15 protein-coding genes and 2 riboswitches are annotated in these 19,620 nt (G+C 68.5%); of the genes, 3 read left to right on the forward strand and 12 right to left on the reverse strand.

Features of this window, described 5'->3' with window-relative positions:
• Nucleotides 1-460: 460 nt before the first annotated feature.
• From DKM19_RS45615 to DKM19_RS45630, 3 genes are all read right to left on the reverse strand, one after another.
• Nucleotides 461-709, reverse strand: a complete 249-nt coding sequence (locus tag DKM19_RS45615; RefSeq protein WP_110704846.1) for a hypothetical protein — start codon at nucleotides 707-709, stop codon at nucleotides 461-463.
• Nucleotides 710-1,355: 646 nt separating this feature from the next.
• Nucleotides 1,356-2,747 (reverse strand): RDD family protein, encoded by a 1,392-nt coding sequence (locus tag DKM19_RS52860; protein ID WP_162642262.1) that lies wholly within the window; start codon nucleotides 2,745-2,747, stop codon nucleotides 1,356-1,358.
• 208 nt (nucleotides 2,748-2,955) lie between these two features.
• On the reverse strand, nucleotides 2,956-3,516 hold the full coding sequence (locus DKM19_RS45630) for an amino-acid N-acetyltransferase (protein ID WP_110706451.1): 561 nt from the start codon (nucleotides 3,514-3,516) through the stop codon (nucleotides 2,956-2,958).
• Nucleotides 3,517-3,984: 468 nt separating this feature from the next.
• Nucleotides 3,985-4,142, forward strand: a riboswitch (cyclic di-AMP (ydaO/yuaA leader).
• 107 nt (nucleotides 4,143-4,249) lie between these two features.
• Between DKM19_RS45630 and DKM19_RS45635 the strand changes: the two genes are divergently transcribed.
• Nucleotides 4,250-5,197, forward strand: a complete 948-nt coding sequence (locus DKM19_RS45635; RefSeq protein ID WP_239513950.1) for an NlpC/P60 family protein — start codon at nucleotides 4,250-4,252, stop codon at nucleotides 5,195-5,197.
• Between the two features lie 166 nt (nucleotides 5,198-5,363).
• Here DKM19_RS45635 and DKM19_RS45640 read toward each other — a convergent pair whose 3' ends face one another.
• Both DKM19_RS45640 and DKM19_RS52360 read right to left on the reverse strand, forming a co-directional pair.
• Nucleotides 5,364-5,612 carry a helix-turn-helix transcriptional regulator gene (locus tag DKM19_RS45640; RefSeq protein ID WP_369987446.1) on the reverse strand — a complete coding sequence of 83 codons (249 nt, stop codon included), beginning with the start codon at nucleotides 5,610-5,612 and terminating at the stop codon, nucleotides 5,364-5,366.
• 180 nt (nucleotides 5,613-5,792) lie between these two features.
• A complete protein-coding gene (locus tag DKM19_RS52360) occupies nucleotides 5,793-6,008 on the reverse strand; it encodes a hypothetical protein (protein ID WP_239513951.1) in 216 nt (71 codons plus the stop codon).
• Nucleotides 6,009-6,274: 266 nt separating this feature from the next.
• Here DKM19_RS52360 and DKM19_RS45650 point away from each other — a divergent pair, with 266 nt between their 5' ends.
• Complete coding sequence (locus DKM19_RS45650; RefSeq protein ID WP_239513952.1) at nucleotides 6,275-7,477, forward strand: cytochrome P450; 1,203 nt, start codon at nucleotides 6,275-6,277, stop codon at nucleotides 7,475-7,477.
• A gap of 175 nt (nucleotides 7,478-7,652) precedes the next feature.
• On the opposite strand, the gene lysX is transcribed toward DKM19_RS45650, so the two are convergent.
• The 5 genes from lysX to DKM19_RS45675 all read right to left on the reverse strand — a co-directional run bounded on the left by lysX (nucleotide 7,653) and on the right by DKM19_RS45675 (nucleotide 14,947).
• Nucleotides 7,653-9,155 (reverse strand): bifunctional lysylphosphatidylglycerol synthetase/lysine--tRNA ligase LysX, encoded by a 1,503-nt coding sequence (lysX, locus tag DKM19_RS45655; protein WP_110704851.1) that lies wholly within the window; start codon nucleotides 9,153-9,155, stop codon nucleotides 7,653-7,655.
• Nucleotides 9,156-9,221: 66 nt separating this feature from the next.
• Nucleotides 9,222-10,004 (reverse strand): type III pantothenate kinase, encoded by a 783-nt coding sequence (locus DKM19_RS45660; protein WP_110704852.1) that lies wholly within the window; start codon nucleotides 10,002-10,004, stop codon nucleotides 9,222-9,224.
• Nucleotides 10,004-12,649, reverse strand: coding sequence for an L-aspartate oxidase (locus DKM19_RS45665; RefSeq protein ID WP_110704853.1), 2,646 nt, complete (start codon nucleotides 12,647-12,649; stop codon nucleotides 10,004-10,006). The genes DKM19_RS45660 and DKM19_RS45665 overlap by 1 nt, the downstream gene beginning before the upstream one ends.
• A 559-nt stretch (nucleotides 12,650-13,208) precedes the next feature.
• Entirely contained in the window at nucleotides 13,209-14,066 is an 858-nt protein-coding gene (panC, locus tag DKM19_RS45670) for a pantoate--beta-alanine ligase (protein WP_110704854.1), read from the reverse strand.
• Entirely contained in the window at nucleotides 14,057-14,947 is an 891-nt protein-coding gene (locus DKM19_RS45675) for a Rossmann-like and DUF2520 domain-containing protein (RefSeq protein ID WP_110706454.1), read from the reverse strand. Before DKM19_RS45675 ends, panC begins: the two co-directional genes overlap by 10 nt.
• Before the next feature lie 466 nt (nucleotides 14,948-15,413).
• On the opposite strand from DKM19_RS45675, the gene DKM19_RS45680 reads away from it, so the two are divergent.
• A complete protein-coding gene (locus DKM19_RS45680) occupies nucleotides 15,414-16,379 on the forward strand; it encodes an SAM-dependent methyltransferase (protein WP_110706455.1) in 966 nt (321 codons plus the stop codon).
• A 264-nt stretch (nucleotides 16,380-16,643) separates the two neighbouring features.
• Here DKM19_RS45680 and DKM19_RS45685 read toward each other — a convergent pair whose 3' ends face one another.
• Together DKM19_RS45685 and DKM19_RS45690 are read right to left on the reverse strand one after the other, a co-directional pair.
• Nucleotides 16,644-17,843 carry a cytochrome P450 gene (locus DKM19_RS45685; protein ID WP_110704855.1) on the reverse strand — a complete coding sequence of 400 codons (1,200 nt, stop codon included), beginning with the start codon at nucleotides 17,841-17,843 and terminating at the stop codon, nucleotides 16,644-16,646.
• Between the two features lie 237 nt (nucleotides 17,844-18,080).
• Nucleotides 18,081-18,977, reverse strand: coding sequence for a TerC family protein (locus DKM19_RS45690; protein WP_110704856.1), 897 nt, complete (start codon nucleotides 18,975-18,977; stop codon nucleotides 18,081-18,083).
• Nucleotides 18,978-19,474: 497 nt separating this feature from the next.
• Nucleotides 19,475-19,590: riboswitch (SAM riboswitch) on the forward strand.
• Nucleotides 19,591-19,620: the final 30 nt, after the last annotated feature.

A 19,620-nucleotide genomic window follows, 5' to 3' on the forward strand; every position in this document is an offset into this window, starting at 1 on the left:
ATCGGAGAGCGGCAATTCCGGAAGCCCGGCGATTCTTACCGGCATCCGAGACTCCGAGTGGATCAACTGTTCTGCGACTCAGCCTGATCGCTCTGTTTTGCCGACCGACGGCCGGCCCCTTCACTGCGAAGAAGCTTGAAGGCTCCGTAGACGAAGGCTCCACCGACGACCGCTGGGGGTATCAACGCGGACAATACGTCGTACATTCGTCCTCGATCCGGACCGGGATGGCATTCTGGGGACCATGGAAATTTGGCGGCGACTCCCGGGCTGCACAGGTAGCTCGCCCGATCAGTTGGATCCGCCCACACATGACCATAGCGCCACGGGCAAGCGGCGCGTGTCTCGGGGGCGACCGCGTCAGCCACTCTCCACCTTAATGCTTCTCTCCAGCCGCCTTACCGGTTGCACCGTGTAAAGCCGCGAGGGAAAATCCGGGCGGGTGATCAAGTGATCATCATCATGTCCGGAAAACCAATGTCGTCCGGGGTTCCCGGCCGCCGGACTCCTCCATCTTGCCACGAAGTCCCTGCTGAGGAGGCTTGTCGGAGAGGGCGAACAACCTCGCCGCGAAGCCTGGGATCGTCGTTGCCAGGTTCTTCACAGGAATACCCACGGTCACCAGAACATCTCGGAAGAGAACCACTCGCTTCATCACCGTGGCGCACCACAGTTCGATGTCACCGTGCGGAACAAGACGGATCTTCATCGCTTTCTTACCAAGCGTACGGCCGTCTTCGACTGGGGGACATAGTCGTAAACCGTATAACCACCAAACGCGCTCAGGCCCGTAGACAACCCCGGCAACACCACGAGGCCCGAGCTCCGATCCGCAAGAAGACCTTCGCCCGCCGACCGGAACACGGGGCAGAAGACGAAAGAGAGAAACCAGTGGAGTGCCACGAAGATGGCATCGCCGAGGATGCGAGCGGCCGGTCGATCCCACCATTGGGCGAGTGGTACCTGAACTCCCTCCGGCAACCGGTCTCCCATCGAGCCTAGAGAAGAGAGGGTTTACCCGGTAGGGGAATCACTTCCCTGTTATGGTCCCCTGTTTGAAACGGTCGGGGCCCGGCCTTCGCCCACCCCGATGGAGGGAAGCGAGAAGCCGCTCCCTTCCGAGAGCGGAGTCACCGAGACCGCATAGGACTCCGTAGGCGGCCGCGAGGTCGATCTGCGATGATTTTTCGCCGTCCGGGGCGCGTGCGCCATAAGACTCCTCTCGCCGCGGCGAATGAGTTTGCGCTTCCATCACACGTGGCGATCCTCGTTATCGAACTCTGTTTTCTCATCCACCCATGAAATCGGGGCCGACGGTTGAACCGCCGACCCCGTTATTTTCAGAGCTACCAGAACTACCTGGCCTTGACGACCACCGTCGTGGCGACCTTGTCCAGCAGGGACTGCTGGTAGGGCTTGTCCACGAACTGCCAGACGAAGGCCAGGATCCAGTACACGTAGATGGCGAAGCCGAGGAGCCACCCCACGCCGGGGATCCAGGTCAGCAGCACCGGGCCGAATATGGCCACGGCCCGCTTGGCGGCCACGTCGACGGCGAGCCCCCCGGGCCCCAGGGAACCTCCCGCCAGGGGAACGACCTTGATGCGCATCGCCAGTTTGCCCAGGGTCTGACCGCCCCTGCGAAGCATCAGGAACTCGTAGCCGATGAACAGCGCGCCCACGATCAACGACGACAGCAGGCCCGCCAGGAGGGCCCCGCCCGGCTCCGTGACAACACCCGTCTCCATATTGAAGCCGGCCTTCGTCACGAAGATCGCGCCGATGACGGCACCGAGCCCGAGGCTGATCAGAAGGTAGAGCAGCGCGTCGATGATGCGGGCCACCAGACGCTCCCACCACTCCGCGAGCGGAGCGGGGACACCGGGGGGCATCGCACCCTGGGGCCCGTAGCCCGGCCGGCCGTAGCCGGGAGCCTGCTGCCAACCCTGCTGGCCGTAGGGTGGCTGCTGGCCGTAGGGGCCGGTTCCGGGCTGCCCGTAGCCGGGCTGCTGACCATAAGGCTGCTGACCGTATCCAGGCTGGGGGGGCTGCTGCCCGTAGCCGGGTTGCTGGCCGTAACCGGGCTGACCGCCGTAGGCAGGCTGGCCCGGGGAAGGCTGGCCGTAGGCGGGCGGCTGACCGTAGGGGCCCGTTCCGGGCTGCTGCCCGTAGCCAGGCTGCTGACCGTAACCGGGCTGCTGGCCGTAGCCGGGCTGACCGCCATAGGCGGGCTGGCCCTGAGAAGGCGGGCCGTAGGGACCGGTTCCTGGCTGCTGGCCGTAGTCCGGCTGGGAGGGCTGCCCGCCATAACCGGGCTGCTCCTGGGAGGGCTGGCCGTAGGCACCGGTTCCAGGCTGGCCATAACCGGGCTGTCCCTGGGAGGGCTGGCCGTAGGCGGGCGGCTGACCATAGGCGCCGGTAACGGGTGGCTGCCCATAGGCGCCGGTAACGGGTGGCTGCCCATAACCGGGCTGCTGGCCGTAGCCGGGCTGGGAGGGCTGCCCGCCATGGCCGGGCTGCTCCTGAGAAGGCTGCTGGCCGTACGGTGACTGTTCTTGGGAGGGTTGCTGACCATACGCGGGCTGCTGGCCGTAGGCGCCGGTTCCGGGCTGCCGGCCGTAGGAGCCGGGCTGGCCGTAGGTCTGCGGAGACGTCGGCGGGGCGGTCGGCTGCCCGTAGCCCTGTGGGGTCTGTCCTGGTCCGGTGTCCGGCGGCGAGGCCTCCAACCTGTATCCGACAACCGTCATGTCGGGATCGAATTCGCCGGAGGCTCGATCCTCGTTGTGCCGTCCGTATTCCGGCTGCCCCGACGGTGTGCGATCGCGCTCGGGATCATCCTCTGGATACGGCGGCTGTCCGGTGCTCACCGCGTCACCTCACTTAAGACTGCGCATGTGGCATGGGTCAGACTCATACGCTTGCTGGTGCACAAGGTATCGATACAGGTATCAACAGTCATCTCTCCACTTCGTCAGCATCGAGAGCGCGGAAGCCGGGCTCTCGCGTCAGATGCAGAAGCATCCGGGTGTTTCCCAAGGTGTTCGGCTTGACGTGCTCAAGATCGAGAAACTCGGCGACGCCTTCGTCGTAGGAGGCGAGAAGCTCCGCGTAGACCTCCGGCGCGACGGGCGTGCCCTGGATCTCCTGAAATCCGTGCCGGCCGAAGAAGTCAACCTCGAAGGTCAGGCAGAAAACCCGGCGCAGACCGAGCTCGCCCGCCGTGCGAATGAGAACGGAGACGATCCTGTGGCCGATGCCCAGCCCCCGGCAGGCGGGATCGACGGCGACGGTGCGGATCTCGGCGAGATCCTCCCAGAGCACGTGAAGCGCCCCGCAGCCGATGACCGCTCCGGTCCCGTCGGTGGCGACCCAGAACTCCTGGACGTCCTCGTAGAGGGTGACCGTGGCCTTCCTCAGAAGCCGCTGACCGGCTCCCCCGTAGGTGTCGACGAGTCGCCGGATGGCGCGCACGTCCGGTGTGCGGGCGCGCCGTACGACGATCTCGGCCGTCTCCAGCTCGGATCCCCGCAGGCCCCGCGACTCCCGCTCCGCGTCCACGCTCCCGCTCTCGGATCCGGCTCGCCGCTCCCCGGCTTCGGCACCCTGTACGGCCGCCACGGGGAAATGCTCCGTAACCTGCTCCATGACCGATCAGCGTACGTCCTCGGTGCTCTCCAATTACGGCCCACCCTTAACTCGCGCCCCATGGCCATCAGATGACTCCAGGTAGTCCATCTATCACGCTGAGCATGGATTGACGGCGATACGTCAGGGCTCGTCTTTTTTGCGGTCCCGGACCTGCGAAGACTTTCGCCAAGTGCGCACCAAGGGGACATCAAGGCAGCGTAATGCCCATGTTGATCATCGAGACGTGTGATCTTTCCGTGACATTTCAGTTGTGAAACCTCTACCGAGTTTGCAGTTCTGGTTGAGCAGGAACCTCCAAGTGCACTAATGTCCGTGCTCGTTGTCAGTGATGTAAAAAAGCCTGACCCGCCGAATCCCCGAAACGCGGGGAGCCGGGGACCCACTCTCGACCATGTCCCCCCGGGGTGAATCCGAAGTGCCTTCAACGCACCAGGTAGGGCTGCCTCCGGCCCGAACCCGTCAGCTAACCCGGTAGGCGACCGAGGAGAGGAGCCTGTTGGTGAAGCGCACGCGCAAGCGTGGAGGAAAGAACACGGGCAGTCATGCCCGCAGCCGAGAAAACGCCCCGCGTGGACTCACTCGCCGTATCATGATCATCGGGATGGCGTTCGCCTCCCTGACCCTCGGCACTCCTCTGATCGCGGCCACCGCCGAACCAAAGCCCAACCTCCAGGAGTTGGCCAAGCAGGTCGAGAAGCTGCACAACGAGATCGGCACGCTCAGCGAGCAGTACAACGGCGAGCGGGTCAAGCTGAAGCAGGCGCAGCGCGCCGCCGAGAGCGCCAAGAAGACCCTCGCCGTCAGCGAGTCCGAGCTGGAGTCGCGGCGCAGCAAGGCCAGCCTCCTCGCGCAGAGCAACTACATGACGGGCGGGCTGGGATCCGAGCTCGCCTTCACCCAGTCGGGCGACCCCGACACCTTCCTCGACCAGGCCACCACCAACTACGCCCTCCAGCAGCAGCAGAGCGAGGAGGTCGCCCAGGTCAGCCGGGCGATCGAGGCCGCCGAGCGGGCACAGGCCGGCGCCAAGGCCAGGACCACCGAGGTCAAGGACCTGCTCACGGACATCACCGGTAAGCGGACCAAGATCGAGCGGCTGGTCAAGCGGGTCGAGAGCAACCTGTTCAGCGAGGTGCGCCAGCGGGCCGCCAGCAGCCAGGGCAGCCGGGTGAAGATCAGCGTGCCCGTCGTGGGCAGCGGCAAGGCCGCCGAGGCCGCCCGCTGGGCGCTCAGCCAGCAGCTCAAGCCATACGTGTGGGGAGCCGAGGGCCCCAACTCCTTCGACTGTTCCGGGCTGGTCATGTGGGCCTATCAGAAGGTCGGCATCAGCCTGCCCCACTACACCGGCGACCAGTGGACCGCGGGCACTCACATCTCCAGGGACGAGCTGCGCCCGGGCGATCTGGTCTTCTTCTACAACGACCTGCACCATGTCGGGATCTACATCGGCGCGGGCATGATGGTCCACGCCCCCCAGACCGGTGACGTCATCCACATCTCCACGATCGACAACCGGCCCTTCGCGGGCGGCGTCCGGATCGCGGACTGAAGCAGACCGTCGCGGGCCCTTCGGGGCCCGCGACGAGTGACGCCCCGAAAGAGCCCGGGGCGGAGGCCGAGCGGACCCGGAGAGGGCCGGACGAGCCTGAACGGGCGAGGAGCCTGCCGGAGCCGGTCAGGACGGGACACGGCAGGCTGAGACGATCGGCTGCGGCCTAGATCAACTGACGGCGAGCGGCCCAGGCCACCGCTTCGATCGCCGTGGCCACACCGATACGGTCGCAGATTCCGCGGAGCCTGCGCCGGACCGTCCGGCCGCTGATGTCGAGGCGACGCCCCACCCTGTCGACGGTGACGCCCTTGGCGAGCTCTGACAACAGAACGAGATCGTCATCGCTGAGACCGATATCGCCCATGCCCAGGGGGCTGTCGCCATGGCGTGAATCCACTTCTGGATAAGCCATCTAGAATCACTCCCCCCTCATAGGTAACCAGGCGTGAACGCGCCAGAAATCAATACCGTCCGCCAGGAACGGTAAACGCCTTGTTCAAAGGTCGTCAAGTTCCGCTCTCCAGAGAGGTTGGCCGCTATTGACATAGTACTCGTTACATGAAGTACTCATGATATGTCGGCGCCTTTGTGGTCAAGTCACGACCGAGTCAAGGCAGGCGCCCCCGAGCGGTCGCTGACTGCGGCAATCGAAGTCCTTGCAGAACAAGGTTTCGCTGACGCCACGGCCGATGAGATCGCCTTCGGAGCGGGCCATACGGCCGACGCCGTTTTCTCGTCTTTTCTCGGAAAAAACGATCATTTCCCGACGCTCTTCGCCCTGACATGCCTCGACAAGGATGCGGCTCATCACCTTGACAACACCAGGGGGATCGCCCTGCGATGGGAAAGAGGAAGGGACGCTCTCCGCGGCATTCGGCCCGCAGCCAGTCGGCGCGGCCGATCCTCGCATGGAGTCCTATGTCATATAGAGCCCACCCAAAATGGACTTTCTACGCTGCGTCCTGGCTCGATCGGAATTGCTCGATCGATTGACCGTCCGTCGACGGACTTCCCGTACGGCGGTCGCCCGCCCGGTTTCCGCGTACCGCACCTCATAAGATCCGGAGACCGTCCGTGAGCACTGTGACCGTCCTTGACCTGCTGGGGTTCGACCCTTTCGCGCCTGACTTCCTCCGCGCGCCGTACCGGCGTTACCGCGAGCTCCGCGAGCAGGGCCCGCTGTTCCGAACTCCGGCGGGGATGTGGCTGGCGACGGGATACGCGCCGTGTGCCGCGCTGCTGCGCGACCCGCGCTTCGGCCACGGAGAGGGACCGCCGGGGCGTAACCGGGGCGCGCGATCCTTCCTCACCATGGATCCGCCCGACCACACCCGTCTGCGCGCCCTGGTGAGCAGGGCCTTCACCGCGCGGATGATCGAACGGCTCCGGCCGAGGATCTCGGTGATCGCCGAGGAGTTGGTCGGGGGGATGTCCGGTGAGGTCGATCTGATCTCCGCGCTGGCCTATCCGCTGCCGGTCCGGGTGATCAGCGAGATGCTGGGGGTGCCGCCGGAGGATCAGGCACGTTTCCAGGGCTGGAGCGAGTCGCTGGCGCGCGGGCTCGACCCGGACTTCCTGCTGCCCGAGAAGATGCTCGCGGAGCGCGACGCGGCCCGGGAGGAGTTTCACGCCTACTTCGCGGAGTTGCTGGTCAGGCGGCGGGCCGAGCCCGGCGGGGATCTGCTGAGCGCCCTCGTCACGGCGGATGAGCTGACCACCGAGGAACTGCTGAGCACGTGCGTGCTCCTGCTGGTGGCCGGGCACGAGACCACGGTCAACCTGATCGGCAACGGCGCCCTGGCGCTGCTCCGCCACGGCGCCCTGCACCGCTTCGACGAGGGCGGCGAAGGACACGAGAGGCACGAGAGACACGAAAGAAACACAGCGAAGGCGGTGGAGGAACTCCTCCGTTACGACCCGCCCGTCCAGCTCACGCTCAGGTTCGCGCTGGAGGACGTGGAGCTGTGCGGGACGCCGATCCGCGAGGGAGAGGCGGTGATGGCGCTACTCGGCGCGGCCAACCGGGACCCCGAGGTGTTCGCCGACCCCGACAGGCTCGACCTGGACCGCGGGCCCGTCCGTCACCTGGCCTTCGGCCTGGGGGCCCACTTCTGCCTGGGAGCGCCGCTGGCCCGGCTGGAGGGGTCTGTCGCGCTGTCCGCCCTCGCGACGGCGGCACCGGATCTGGCCCTGGTCGATGCGACGCCGCCGTACAAGGAGAACCTCACGCTGCGTGGCCTGGCGGCGCTGCCCGTCAGGCTCGGCCCGCCGGCCTGACCGACGGGAGGCGGCGCCGCCCCTCAGGCCGGATCCGTCGGCCCGCGAGAGGCGGCGCTATCCGTCGAACTCAACCCGTCGGCCCGCGCGGGAGGCAGCGCCGCCCGCCGGCCTCAACCCGTCGACTTGACCGGCGGGAATCGGTCCGCGCATGAGACAGCGCTGCCCATCGGGCTCAGCTCGTCGGCTTGACCAGCGGGAACAGGATGGTCTCGCGGATGTTCTTGCCGGTGAAGGCCATGACAAGGCGGTCCACGCCGAGCCCCATACCGCCCGTGGGCGGCATCGCATATTCCAGGGCGGTGAGGAAGTCCTCGTCAAGCTGCATGGCCTCGGGGTCGCCGCCCGCGGCGAGCAGGGACTGCTCGGTGAGGCGGCGGCGCTGCTCGACCGGGTCGACCAGCTCCGAGAAGGCGGTGCCGAGCTCGGTGCCGAAGCCGATCAGGTCCCACTTCTCGGTGAGGAGCGGGTTGTCACGGTGCTGACGGGCCAGCGGGGAGGTCTCCAGCGGGTAGTCCATGACAAACGTGGGCTGGATGAGCGTGTGCTCGACGAGCGCCTCGAAGATTTCCTGGACGAGCTTGCCCTGCCCCCACTTGGCGTCCCAGTGGATCTCGTGCTTGTCCGCGTACTGCCGGACCCGCTCCAGCGGCGTCTCGGTCGTGACCTCCTCGCCCAGCGCGTCCGAGACCGCCCCGTAGAGGGTGATCCGCGGCCACTCCTCCAGGCCCAGGTCGATCTCCTGGTCCTGGTAGGTCACCACGGATTGGCCGAGCGCCGCCACGACCGCGCTCTGGATCATCCGCTGGGTCAGGTCCGCCATGTCGTTGTAGTCGAGGTACGTCCCGTAGGCCTCGAGCATCGTGAACTCGGGGTTGTGGGTGGAGTCCGCGCCCTCGTTGCGGAAGTTGCGGCTGACCTCGAAGACCTTCTCGATGCCGCCCACCACGAGCCGCTTGAGGTAGAGCTCGATCGCGATGCGGAGGTAGAGCTCCATGTTGTAGGCGTTGATGTGGGTCTTGAACGGCCGGGCCGTGGCACCGCCGTGGATCGGCTGGAGCATCGGCGTCTCGACCTCGAGGTAGCCCTCGCCGTGCCAGAAGTCGCGCATCGCCCGCACGACGGCGCTACGGGTGTAGGCCATCTTCCGGGCCTCGTCGTTGACGATGAGGTCGACGTAGCGCTGGCGGACCCGCGCCTCGGGGTCGGTGAGCCCGGCGTGCTTCTCCGGCAGGGGTCGCAGGCACTTGGAGGTGATCACCCAGCGATCGGCGAGGATGGACAGCTCGCCCCGGCGGGAGGTGATGACCTCGCCCTCGATGCCCACATGGTCGCCGAGGTCGACGTCGCGCTTCCAGGCGGCCAGGGACTCCTCGCCCACCCTGTCCAGGGAGATCATGACCTGGAGGTCGCCGGAGCCGTCGCGGATCGTGGCGAAGCAGAGCTTGCCCCCGGTCCTGGACAGCATCACGCGCCCCGTGACGCCCACTTTGTCGCCGGTCGCGGTGTCAACGGCGAGATCGGCGTATTTCTGGCGGATCTCGCTGTTGGTCGCGGTGCGCGGGAAATTCACCGGGTAGGGGTCGACGCCCTCTGAGCGGAGGCGGTCGAGCTTCTCCCGGCGCACGCGCATCTGCTCGGGCAGATCCTCGGCTGGGTTCGTCACTTCATCGGTCACAGTTCCAAAGGGTACCGATGTGGCGAACCACCGGAGGCCACCCCTGTCGCGGAAGGGAAGAGCGCCTCACGCCGTGTTGCGGTGGTAGATCAGCCGAAGGCCGATGAGCGTGAGCCAGGGCTCGTGCATGTCGATCGAGCGCGCCTCGCTGACCACGAGCGGGGCCGCGCTGCCGGTGGCCACCACGGTGACGTCGTCGGGGTCGTCGGCCAGCTCGGCCACCATCCGCTCGACGATCCCGTCCACCTGGCCGGCGAAACCGTAGATGATGCCCGACTGGAGCGCCTCGACCGTGTTCTTGCCGATCACGGACCGGGGACGGATCAGCTCCACCTTGTGCAGCTGCGCCCCCGCCGCCGCCAGCGCGTCCACCGAGATCTCGATGCCGGGGGCGGTCACCGCACCGACGTACTCGCCCTTGGCCGAGACCGCGTCGAAGGAGGTCGCGGTCCCGAAGTCGACGATGATGCACGGCCCGCCGTACAGCTGGATGGCCGCCAGCGCGTTGACGATCCGGTCGCTGCCGACCTCTTTCGGGTTGTCCATCCGCACCGGCACACCGGTGCGGACGCCGGGCTCGACGATCACCGCGGTCACGTCGCCGTAGTAGCGGCGGCACATCTCGCGCATCTCGTTGAGCACCGACGGCACCGTGGAACAGAGCGCGATGCCGTCGACATCGGCACCCTTGAGCAGCGGCGACTGTCCCAGCAGCCCCTGGAGCACGACGGCGATCTCGTCGGCCGTGCGCCGGGCGTCCGTGGCGATCCGCCAGTGCTCGATCACGTCCTCGCCCTCGAAAAGGCCGAGAACGGTATGGGTGTTGCCGACATCAATGGCAAGCAGCATCAATTCCCCCGAAGGTCCAAGGCGATGTCCAGAGCCGGAGCCGAATGCGTGAGCGCGCCCACGGCAAGGTAGTCAACACCTGTTTCGGCCACGTCACGAGCAGACTCCAGGGTCAACCCTCCGCTGGACTCCAGGCGCGCCCTGCCATCCACCAGGCGTACGGCCTCCGCCAGCTGATCAACGGTGAAATTGTCCAACAGGATCTCCTCCGCTCCCTCGGCCAGCACCGGCTCGATCTGGTCGATCCGGTCGACCTCGACCTCGATCGGCAGGCCCGGGTAGGAGTTCCGGACCGCCCGGAACGCCTCGGCCACCCCGCCGGAGGCCACCACGTGATTGTCCTTGATCAGCGCGGCATCCGAAAGGGACATCCGATGGTTGACGCCACCGCCCGCGCGGACGGCGTACTTCTCCAGCGCGCGCAGGCCCGGCAGGGTTTTACGGCTGTCCCGGATGTGGGCTCCGGTCCCCTCGACCGCCCGGACCCACCTGCCGGTCAGCGAGGCGATCCCGGACAGGTGTGTGAGCAGGTTGAGTGCGGTCCGCTCGGCGGTCAGCACGTCCCGGGTGGCGCCGGTGACGGTCATCAGCACATCTCCCCGGCTCACCCGCTCGCCGTCCTTGACGTGCCGTTCGGTACGGCTCACGCCGAGCCGCGCGAACACCGCCTCCGCGACCGCGAGACCCGCGATCACTCCGTCCGCCCGGGCCACCACGTCGGCGGTCGCGATCTGACCGGCGGGGATCGTGGCGATGCTCGTCACGTCGCCGGCCTCCCCCAGGTCCTCCCGCAACGCGATGTCGATCAGTGCGCTCACCTCGGCGGGCTCCAGCCCGGCCGCCACGAGGTCGTCGATCGTGTGCGCGGGCATGGCGACGTTCGCGTGTGGACGGTAGTTCATGGTCAGTCCCTCTCCTGTAAGGGTCACGTCGAGGTGGCCCTGCCACTGGGCATCGTCTCGGTCGGGGAAGTCCTCGCGCCAGTGCGACCCGCGAGTCTCCTGGCGACTGCGGGCGGCGGCCACCAGGACCGACGCGACCGTCAGCAGGTTCGTGGTCTCCCAGGACTCCGTGCACGGCTCGACCGCCACCGGGGTCCACCGGACGCTCAGCAGTGCCTTGGCGACCGCGCTCAGGGACTCCTGGCTGCGCAGCACGCTCGCCCCCCGGCTCATGTGCCCCTGAATCCTGGCCCGGGCCCTGGGGTCGATCAGGCTGGCGGGACGGTCATCGGTCAGCGGTTCACCCCCCGCGGGCCGTACGGCGCTCTCCGCCTCGTCCGGCGCGACGCCCGCGACCTCGTCCGGTACGGGGTGCGCCACGCCCGCGGCCTCGCCCTGCGCGGGGTGTACGGCCTCCGTGATCCTGCCGGATCCGGCCCGCCGCTCCGCGTGGATGTCGGCGGCGATCCGCTCGGCGAAGACCAGGCCTTCGAGCAGGGAGTTGGAGGCCAGCCGGTTGGCGCCGTGCACGCCGGTGCAGGCCACCTCGCCGCAGGCGTACAGGCCGGGCACGCTGGTACGGCCGTGCAGGTCGGCGCGGACGCCGCCGCTGGCGTAGTGGGCGGCGGGGGCGACCGGGATGGGCTGGGTGACCGGGTCGATGCCGTGCTCCAGGCAGACGGAGTAGATCGTCGGGAAGCGGGTGCGCCACTTCTCCTCGCCGAAGTGGCGGGCGTCGAGATACATGTGGTCGGCGCCGGTCTCCCTCATCCGCCGCATGATCGCCTTGGCCACGACGTCGCGGGGCGCGAGGTCGGCGAGCTCGTGGACGTCCTTCATGAACCGGATGCCCTCGGCGTCGGCCAGCACCGCTCCCTCGCCCCGCACCGCCTCGGAGATCAGCGGCTGCTGGCCGGTGGAGTCCTCGCCGAGCCAGAGCACGGTCGGGTGGAACTGGACGAACTCCACGTCCCTCACGACGGCGCCCGCGCGCAGTGCGAGCGCCACGCCGTCACCGGTGGAGACGAGGGGGTTGGTGGTGGCGGCGTAGACCTGGCCCATGCCACCGGTGGCCAGCACCACGGCCCCTGCCCTGACCGCGCCCACACCGTCGCGTTCGCCCTCGCCCATGACGTGCAGGGTCACTCCGGCGGCCCGGCCGGCGGCGTCCTTGAACAGGTCGAGCACAAGCGCGTGCTCGATCACCTCGATCTCCGACTCCTGGATCGCCTGGACGAGCGCCCTCTGCACCTCCGCGCCGGTGGCGTCGCCGCCGGCGTGCACGATGCGGTTGCGCCGATGGCCGCCCTCCCTGGTGAGCTGGAGCTCTCCGGCGGCGTCGGTGTCGAACCGGGCCCCCGCCGAGATCAGCCGGCGCACCGCGCCCGGCCCCTCGGTCACCAGGACCCGGACGGCCTCCTCGTCACAGAGGCCCACCCCCGCGATGAGCGTGTCGGACAGGTGCTCGGCGGGGGTGTCCCGCGGGTCGAGCACGGCGGCGATCCCGCCCTGCGCCCAGCGGGTGGATCCCGACGACAGCACGTCCTTGGTGACGACCAGGACCTTCGCTCCGGGATCGAGACCGGCGTACCGCAGCGCCAGGGTGAGCCCCGCTATGCCGGAGCCCACTACGACCACGTCCGCCTCGACCGTCCAGCCCGGAGCGGGAGCGGTCAACCTCTGGGGAATAGCCGGAATGCTCATTGCCGCCTCCTCGCGAGGGGTCATCAAGAGGCCGTTCATTTCGTCACTCTGACGATAACGGGAGAGCCGAGGAGGCTGTTCCCCGGGGTGTGCCATCGGGGCGCGGCAGCCGGGTCGTACCCGGTCGCCTCGAATGCCCCGACGCGGAAGCCACCGGAGCGCGAGGCGGGTCGTATCCGTTCGCCTCGAATGCCTCAGCGAGGAAGCCACCGGAGCGTGGCGACCGGATCGCGAGCCGGGTCGCACCCGGTCGCCTCGAATGCCTCAGCGAGGAAGCCACGGGGGGCGCGGCGACCGGATCAGGGAGCGATGGCCGCCAGGGGCGTCCTGGAGGCTAGGAGAACGATGACAGCCAGGGGCGTCCGGCAGGCTCGGAGAGCGTTTGGACCGCCCCTGGCGGCCGGGGGCGCGGGTTTGCCAGGGGACCGGTCCGACCGAGGGCTCAACGGCCCCGGGGATGGTCGGCGCTCACCCGGCGGGGGCTTACCGGATCGAGTCCGCCTGACCGGCAGGACGTTCTCGGTTCGCCCCCGTCAGAGGCCGGAGGGTCCGGGGGACGTCAAAGGGTGACGATCACGTTGTCGATCAACCGGGTGGATCCCACCTTCGCGGCCACGGCGAGAATCGCCTCACCCGCGTGGTCCTCGCCGACCTCGGCGAAGGTCGCCGGGTCCACCAGCACCAGGTAGTCGAGGTCGAGTGACGGCTCACTCTCGAGCACGGCGTGCGCGGTCCGGCGAATCTCTCCCGGCGTCCGCTGCTCCGCACCCGCGAACAGGGCCCGGGACAGGGCCGGCGCCGCCCGCCGGTCGTTCGGGGACAGGTAGCGGTTACGGCTGGACAGCGCCAGGCCGTCCGCCTCCCGGATCGTGGGCGCACCGACGATGGAGATCGGCAGGTCGAGATCGACCGCCATCCGGCGGATCATCGCGAGCTGCTGGGCGTCCTTCTGCCCGAACACCGCCACATCCGGCTGGACCAGGTTGAACAGCTTGAGCACCACGGTCAGCACACCGTCGAGGTGCCCCGGCCTGAACGCCCCCTCGACGATCGCGCCCATCCCTCCCGCGGAGACGCCCACCTGCCTGTCCGGCAGGTACATGGTCTCGGCGGCGGGAGCGAAAACCAGGCTCACACCCTCGGCCGCGCAGATCTCCAGGTCGGCGTCGAACGTCCGGGGATATCGGGAGAAATCCTCGGTCGGGCCGAACTGGAGCGGGTTCACAAAAATGCTCACGGCGACGTGATCGGCCTTCTCGCGGGCCAGCCGCAGGAGCGAACGGTGGCCCTCGTGCAACGCGCCCATGGTCGGCACCAGCGCCAGCGTGGCCTTCCCCGAGGAGATCTTCTCGCCGATCCCCAGTGCCTCGCGCGCCTTCACCAGCTCGGCGCGGTCGCCCGCCACGATCACGTCCATACGTTTCCTCCCAGCGCGTCCAGAAGGCGCTCGGCGGCTTCGGGCTTGAGCAGCCCGGCCGCCAGCGCCCGGTCCGCCGTGAGCCTAGCGAGGGCGACATAGGCGTCGGCAGCCTCGGGTGCCGCCAGGATCAGCGCGTCCACGTGCTTGCGGACGGTCGCGGCGTCACCGCGTACCACCGGGCCCGTCAGCCCGGCGATGCCGAGCCGCAACACGTTCTCCAGGGCCGCGCCGAGCAGCGGGCCGAGCATCCGGCCCGGCTGGTCCACGCCGACCTTCCGCAACAGCTCCGAGGACTCCGCGACGAGCGTCACCATGTGGTTCGCCGCCGCCGCGAGTGCCGCGTGGTAGAGCGGCCTGTTCTCGTCCTCGATCCAGACGGGCTCGCCATCCATCTCGATGACCAGGGCCTCGGCCACCGGGCGGAGCGGGTCGGGCGCGGTGACCCCGTAGGAGATGCCGGTGAGGCGGCGCAGGTCGTCGTCCCTGCCGGTGAAGGTCATCACCGGGTGGAGCGCCAGGGGCAGCGCACCGGCCTTGATCGCCGGGTTCAGCACCGCCAGGCCGTACGCTCCGCTGGTGTGGGCCACCAGCTTGCCCCGTAGGTCGGCGCCCGTGCCGGCCAGGCCCGCGACCAGGTCGGGCAGCGCGTCGTCGGGAACCGTCAACAGGACGAGGTCCGACTGGGCCACCACGTCCTCGGGGCGGCTGGTGACAACCCCGAGCCGCTCGGCGGCCCGATCTCTGGAGGCGTCGGAGACTCCGCTCGCGGCGACGACCCGATGCCCCGCTCTCGCGAGGGCGACACCGAGCGCCGAACCGACCCTGCCCGCTCCAATCACGCCGACGGCTAGCCGTGCCGGGCGGTCGACTGCGTCCATGGCGTCCCGTCCTTTGACCACGTGGAGGCTCCATGCCCAATTGACCAGCGTAACGGGCCGGACCATCCCAACTGTGGCAAGGCGCGTGTTCGGACACGTCGGAGGCGGAATGACGACGGCGCGCGCGGGCCGCCGAACGGTGTCCGCCCTGCTGTGGCCCGGTGAAGCGGCGGATCGGAGACCGGCCGCCCGTAGGCGGTCGGCGAGTCCCCGGCGTGCCGGTCGACGGCGACCGGGTTCTGATACATGACGGACAAGGCGTTGGCCACATGCAGGAAAAGTTGAGCGCGAACGCCGGCCGGCCGGGTTCTTCGCTGAGGCGCCCGGCCCCGGTTCGAGCGGGCATTCACCGCCGCGACATCGGCGACGACCGCGTTGATCGGTGACAGAATGGAGTCGTGCCCCGCCCAGAGCGTCATCAAGTGTTGATCTCTTCCCCTCACCGAAGCGGGTAGCGTCTGTGGACATGTGGCTCACCTGGCGTGCCGCGATGGAACAGGCTCTCTACGGCGAGAACGGTTTCTACCTTCGAGAGTGTCCCTCCGGACATTTCAGGACCTCCGTCGGCGCCTCTCCCGCATTCGCCAGGGCCATGCTGCGCGAGCTCGTCGCGGTGGACGGCGCGCTCGGCCACCCTCCGGTGGTCGATCTCGTGGACATCGGCGCCGGTGAGGGCGGGCTGGCGGCCGGCGTGCTCGCCGTCGCGCCCCCCGAGCTCCGTTCCCGGCTGCGGGTCATCGGAGTGGACCTGGCCTCCCGGCCCGCCCGGCTACCGGAGGAGATCGGGTGGGCGGCGGCCGTTCCCGACGCGATCTGCGGGCTGGTGATCGCCAACGAGTGGCTGGACAACATTCCCGTGGACATCGTCGAGCAGACGGCGGACGGACCCCGGCTGGTCATGGTCAACGTCTCAGACGGTGAGGAAAGGCTGGGCGAGAGGCCTCATGAGGCCGACCTGGCCTGGTTGGCCCGCTGGTGGCCGATGCGGGCCACAGGCGAGCGGGCGGAGATCGGCAGGCCCCGCGACGAGGCCTGGGCTTCGGTGATCGTACGGCTGACAGGCGGCCGGGCGATCGCGATCGACTACGCGCACCCCGTGGACGACCGCCCGCCGTACGGCACCCTGGCCGGATACCGCGACGGATCGATGGTCGCGCCCGTGCCGGACGGATCGTGCGACGTCACCGCGCACGTGGCCCTCGACTCCTGCGCCTTCGCCGGGGAGTGTGCCGGAGCCGTCACGACGACCCTGACCACCCAGCGGGAGGCGCTGCGCGCCCTGGGCATCACCGGGACGCGCCCATCCCTCGACCAAGCCCGCAGTGATCCGCGCGGATATCTCCTGGCCCTCACGAGGGCGTCCGAGGAGGCGGAGCTGATCGCCACCGAGGGGCTCGGCGGGTTCGGCTGGCTTGCTCAGACCCGGACCTGAGCTCGGCTCGCTCAGACGGACCCGAGCCGCCAACCCCGGACCTGAGACCGGCTCACTCAGACGGACCCGAGCCGTCAACCCCGGACCTGAGACCGGCTCACTCGGACCCGGACCCGGACCCGACCTGAGACCGGTCTGCCCGGACCCGGACTCCGACCCGGACCCGGCCTGAGACCGGCTCACTCAGGCCAGAAGCCGAGCCCGAACCCGGACCTGGGCTCGGCTCGCCCGGACACCGGCCCGGGCTCGAACTCAGGCCTGCGTTCAGACCCGGACCTGGATGGATTCCAGGCCCCGGATGACGTAGCCGGATCCCCAGACGGGCTCGGCGGCCAACTCCAGCTTCGGTGCCCGGCGCAGCAGCGCGCCGAACGACTCGATCAGCTCGATCCTGGCCAGCGGCGCGCCCAGGCAGAAGTGAATGCCGGCGCCGAAGGAGATGTGCGGGTTGTCCACCCGGCCCACATCCAGGCGATCGGGGTCGGCGAACACCTCGGGGTCGCGGTTGGCGGAGCCGAACAGCAGCGCCACCTCCGTGCCGCGCGGGATGTCGAACCCGCCGACCGAGATGTCCTCCAGCACCCAGCGCTCGAACATCTGCAGCGGGGTGTCCCAGCGCATCATCTCCTCGACCGCGGTGGGCAGCAGGCCGTGGTCGGCGCGGAGCCGGTCCAGCTCGGCCGGGTTGCGAAACAGCGACCACCAGCCGTTGCCGGTGACGTTGACGGTGGCCTCGTGCCCGGCGTTGAGCAGCAGCACGCAGGTGCCGACCAGCTCCTCCTCGGTGAGCTTGTCGCCCTCCTCCGCCACCAGGGCGAGGGCGCTGATCAGGTCGTCACCGGGGTTCGCCCTGCGGCTGCGGGACAGCCCGATGAGATAGTCGGAGAACTCCTCGGCCGCGCGCACGGCGGTGTGCTGGGCCTCGACCGAGGGGTTGAGCTCGTACATCCCGCAGATGTCGGCCGACCAGGGCCGCAGCAGGTGCCGGTCGGCCTCGGGCACGCCGAGCATCTCCGCGATCACGGTCACCGGGAGCGGCTCGGCGACCTCGGAGATGAGGTCTCCGCCGCCACGCTCGACGAACGCGTCGACGAGCTCACCGGCGATCCTGGCGACCTTGGGACGGAGCGCCTCGACCATGCGCGGGGTGAACGCCTTGGACACCAGCCGCCTGAGCCGGGTGTGCACAGGCGGCTCGACGTCGAGCATCCCGGCCCTGATGACCCGCCAGAACGGGTCCTGGAACTCGGGGTCGCCCGGTTTGCCGAACTCCTGGTGCGTGGCCACGTGCAGGTAGGAACGGCCGAGCCGGCGGTCGCGCAGCAGCGCGTTGACGTCGGCGTGCCGGGCGATCAGCCACTGGCCGGTCGGTTCGAAGAAACTGACCGGCCGCTCCCGCCTCAGCTCGTCGTAGACGTCATAGGGATGGGCGACGAATTCCGGATTCCAAGGATCAAAGCGCACGTAAGCATCGTAATCCTGACCTAAGGGTCGGTCCGCTCGTCCGCCTGCCCCTTGCCCTCGGGGGAACCGATCCGCTCACCCACCTGGTCCTTACCCCCGGGGAACCGACCGGCCCTCCCGCCCGGCCTTACCTTCAGGGGAACAGACCGGCCCTCCCGCCTGGCTCTCGGCCTCGGAGGAACCGATCCGCTCACCCGCTTGGCCCTTGTCCCCGGAGGAACCGGTCCGTCCGCCCATTTACCCCTTGCCCTCGTGGGAGCCGGCCTGTCCGCCCACCTGATCCTTGCCCTGAGAGGAACCTGTCGGCTCTCCCGCCTGGCCCTCGGCGGCTTGCTTCTCCACCTGACCTGGGCCGGCCGCTCCGCCCTTCTGGTCGTCCGTCCCGCCCTCGGCCGCGTAGCGCTGGTGCAGCGCCACCGGCTCCTCCCGGCCCGCCTTGCTGCGCATCCGGATGTTCAACAGCTCCACCAGGAGCGAGAACGCCATCGCGAAGTAGATGTAGCCCTTGGAGATGTGCTGCTCGAAGCCCTCGGCGATGAGCACGACGCCGATCAGCACCAGGAAGGACAGGGCGAGCATCTTGATGCTCGGATGCCGGTCCACGAAGCGGCTGATCGGCCCGGAGGCGACGAGCATCACGATGACCGAGACGATGACGGCCGCGATCATGACGCCGAGCTCGTCGACCATGCCGACCGCGGTGATCACGGAGTCGAGCGAGAAGACGATGTCGAGGACCATGATCTGCAGGATCACGGCGGTGAAGGAGGCCGCCACCTTGCCTCCGGCGTGGCCGGACTTGCCCTCCAGGCTGTCGTGCACCTCGAAGACGCTCTTGCCCAGCAGGAACAGCCCGCCGAGTATCAAAATCAGATCGCGCCCGGATATCCCCTGCCCGAAGACCTCGAAGAACGGCGATGTGAGTTTCACCACCCACGACAGCGCGAACAGCAGGGCCAGTCGGCTGACCAGGGCGGCCATGAGGCCGAGCTTGCGGGCTTTGTCACGCTGCTCGGGAGGGAGCTTTCCTGCGAGGATCGAAATGAAGATGATGTTGTCGATGCCCAGGACGATCTCGAGCGCGACAAGGGTGAAGAACCCTATCCATATCTCCGGGTTGGTCACCCAGTCCATTGATTCCTCCTTGGTCGGCCGGCGGCCGGGACGCTTTGCCGACTGACTGCCTCGACGACTGGGGGACGCTCTGAGTTCCTTCCCGGGAATAAACACTGATCACATTCGACACATGTGGGCACCGTCGGGCGGTCCCGGGAAGCGCCGGGACACACCCGGACAGGTCATCAGGAAGACCGCCGGGCATGACACGGAACGCGCTCGGACAGGCCGTGGGAGGACCGCCGGACACGACGCGGAACGCACTCGGACAGGCCGCAGGAAGATCACCGGACCTGACCCGGCACGCGCTCGGACAGGCCGTGGGAGGACCGCCGGGCACGACGCGGAACGCATTCGGACGAGCCATCGGGGAGACGACCGGGCCTCACGCGGAATCGCCAGTGGAACGTATTCGGACAGGCCATCGAGGGGGCGGCCGAACGCGATGCGGACCGACGCCGGCCACATTCAGTACTTGCAGGGCACGGTCAGGCGTCGGTTATAGTTCCCAGGTAGGTCATGAGTGCCAGTGACAAGCCCCGGCTCGCTGGCCGGCAACCCTCGCGTCCGCGGCGGGGTGCCCCGGGTGAGGACCTGGCCCGGCACGTCGCGTGTCGGGCAAGCGCGGGCTCCATGCACCAACGCCATGGGTTGGGGTCCG

The sequence above is a fragment of the Streptosporangium sp. 'caverna' genome, from assembly GCF_003203775.1.
GTDB lineage: Bacteria > Actinomycetota > Actinomycetes > Streptosporangiales > Streptosporangiaceae > Streptosporangium > Streptosporangium subroseum.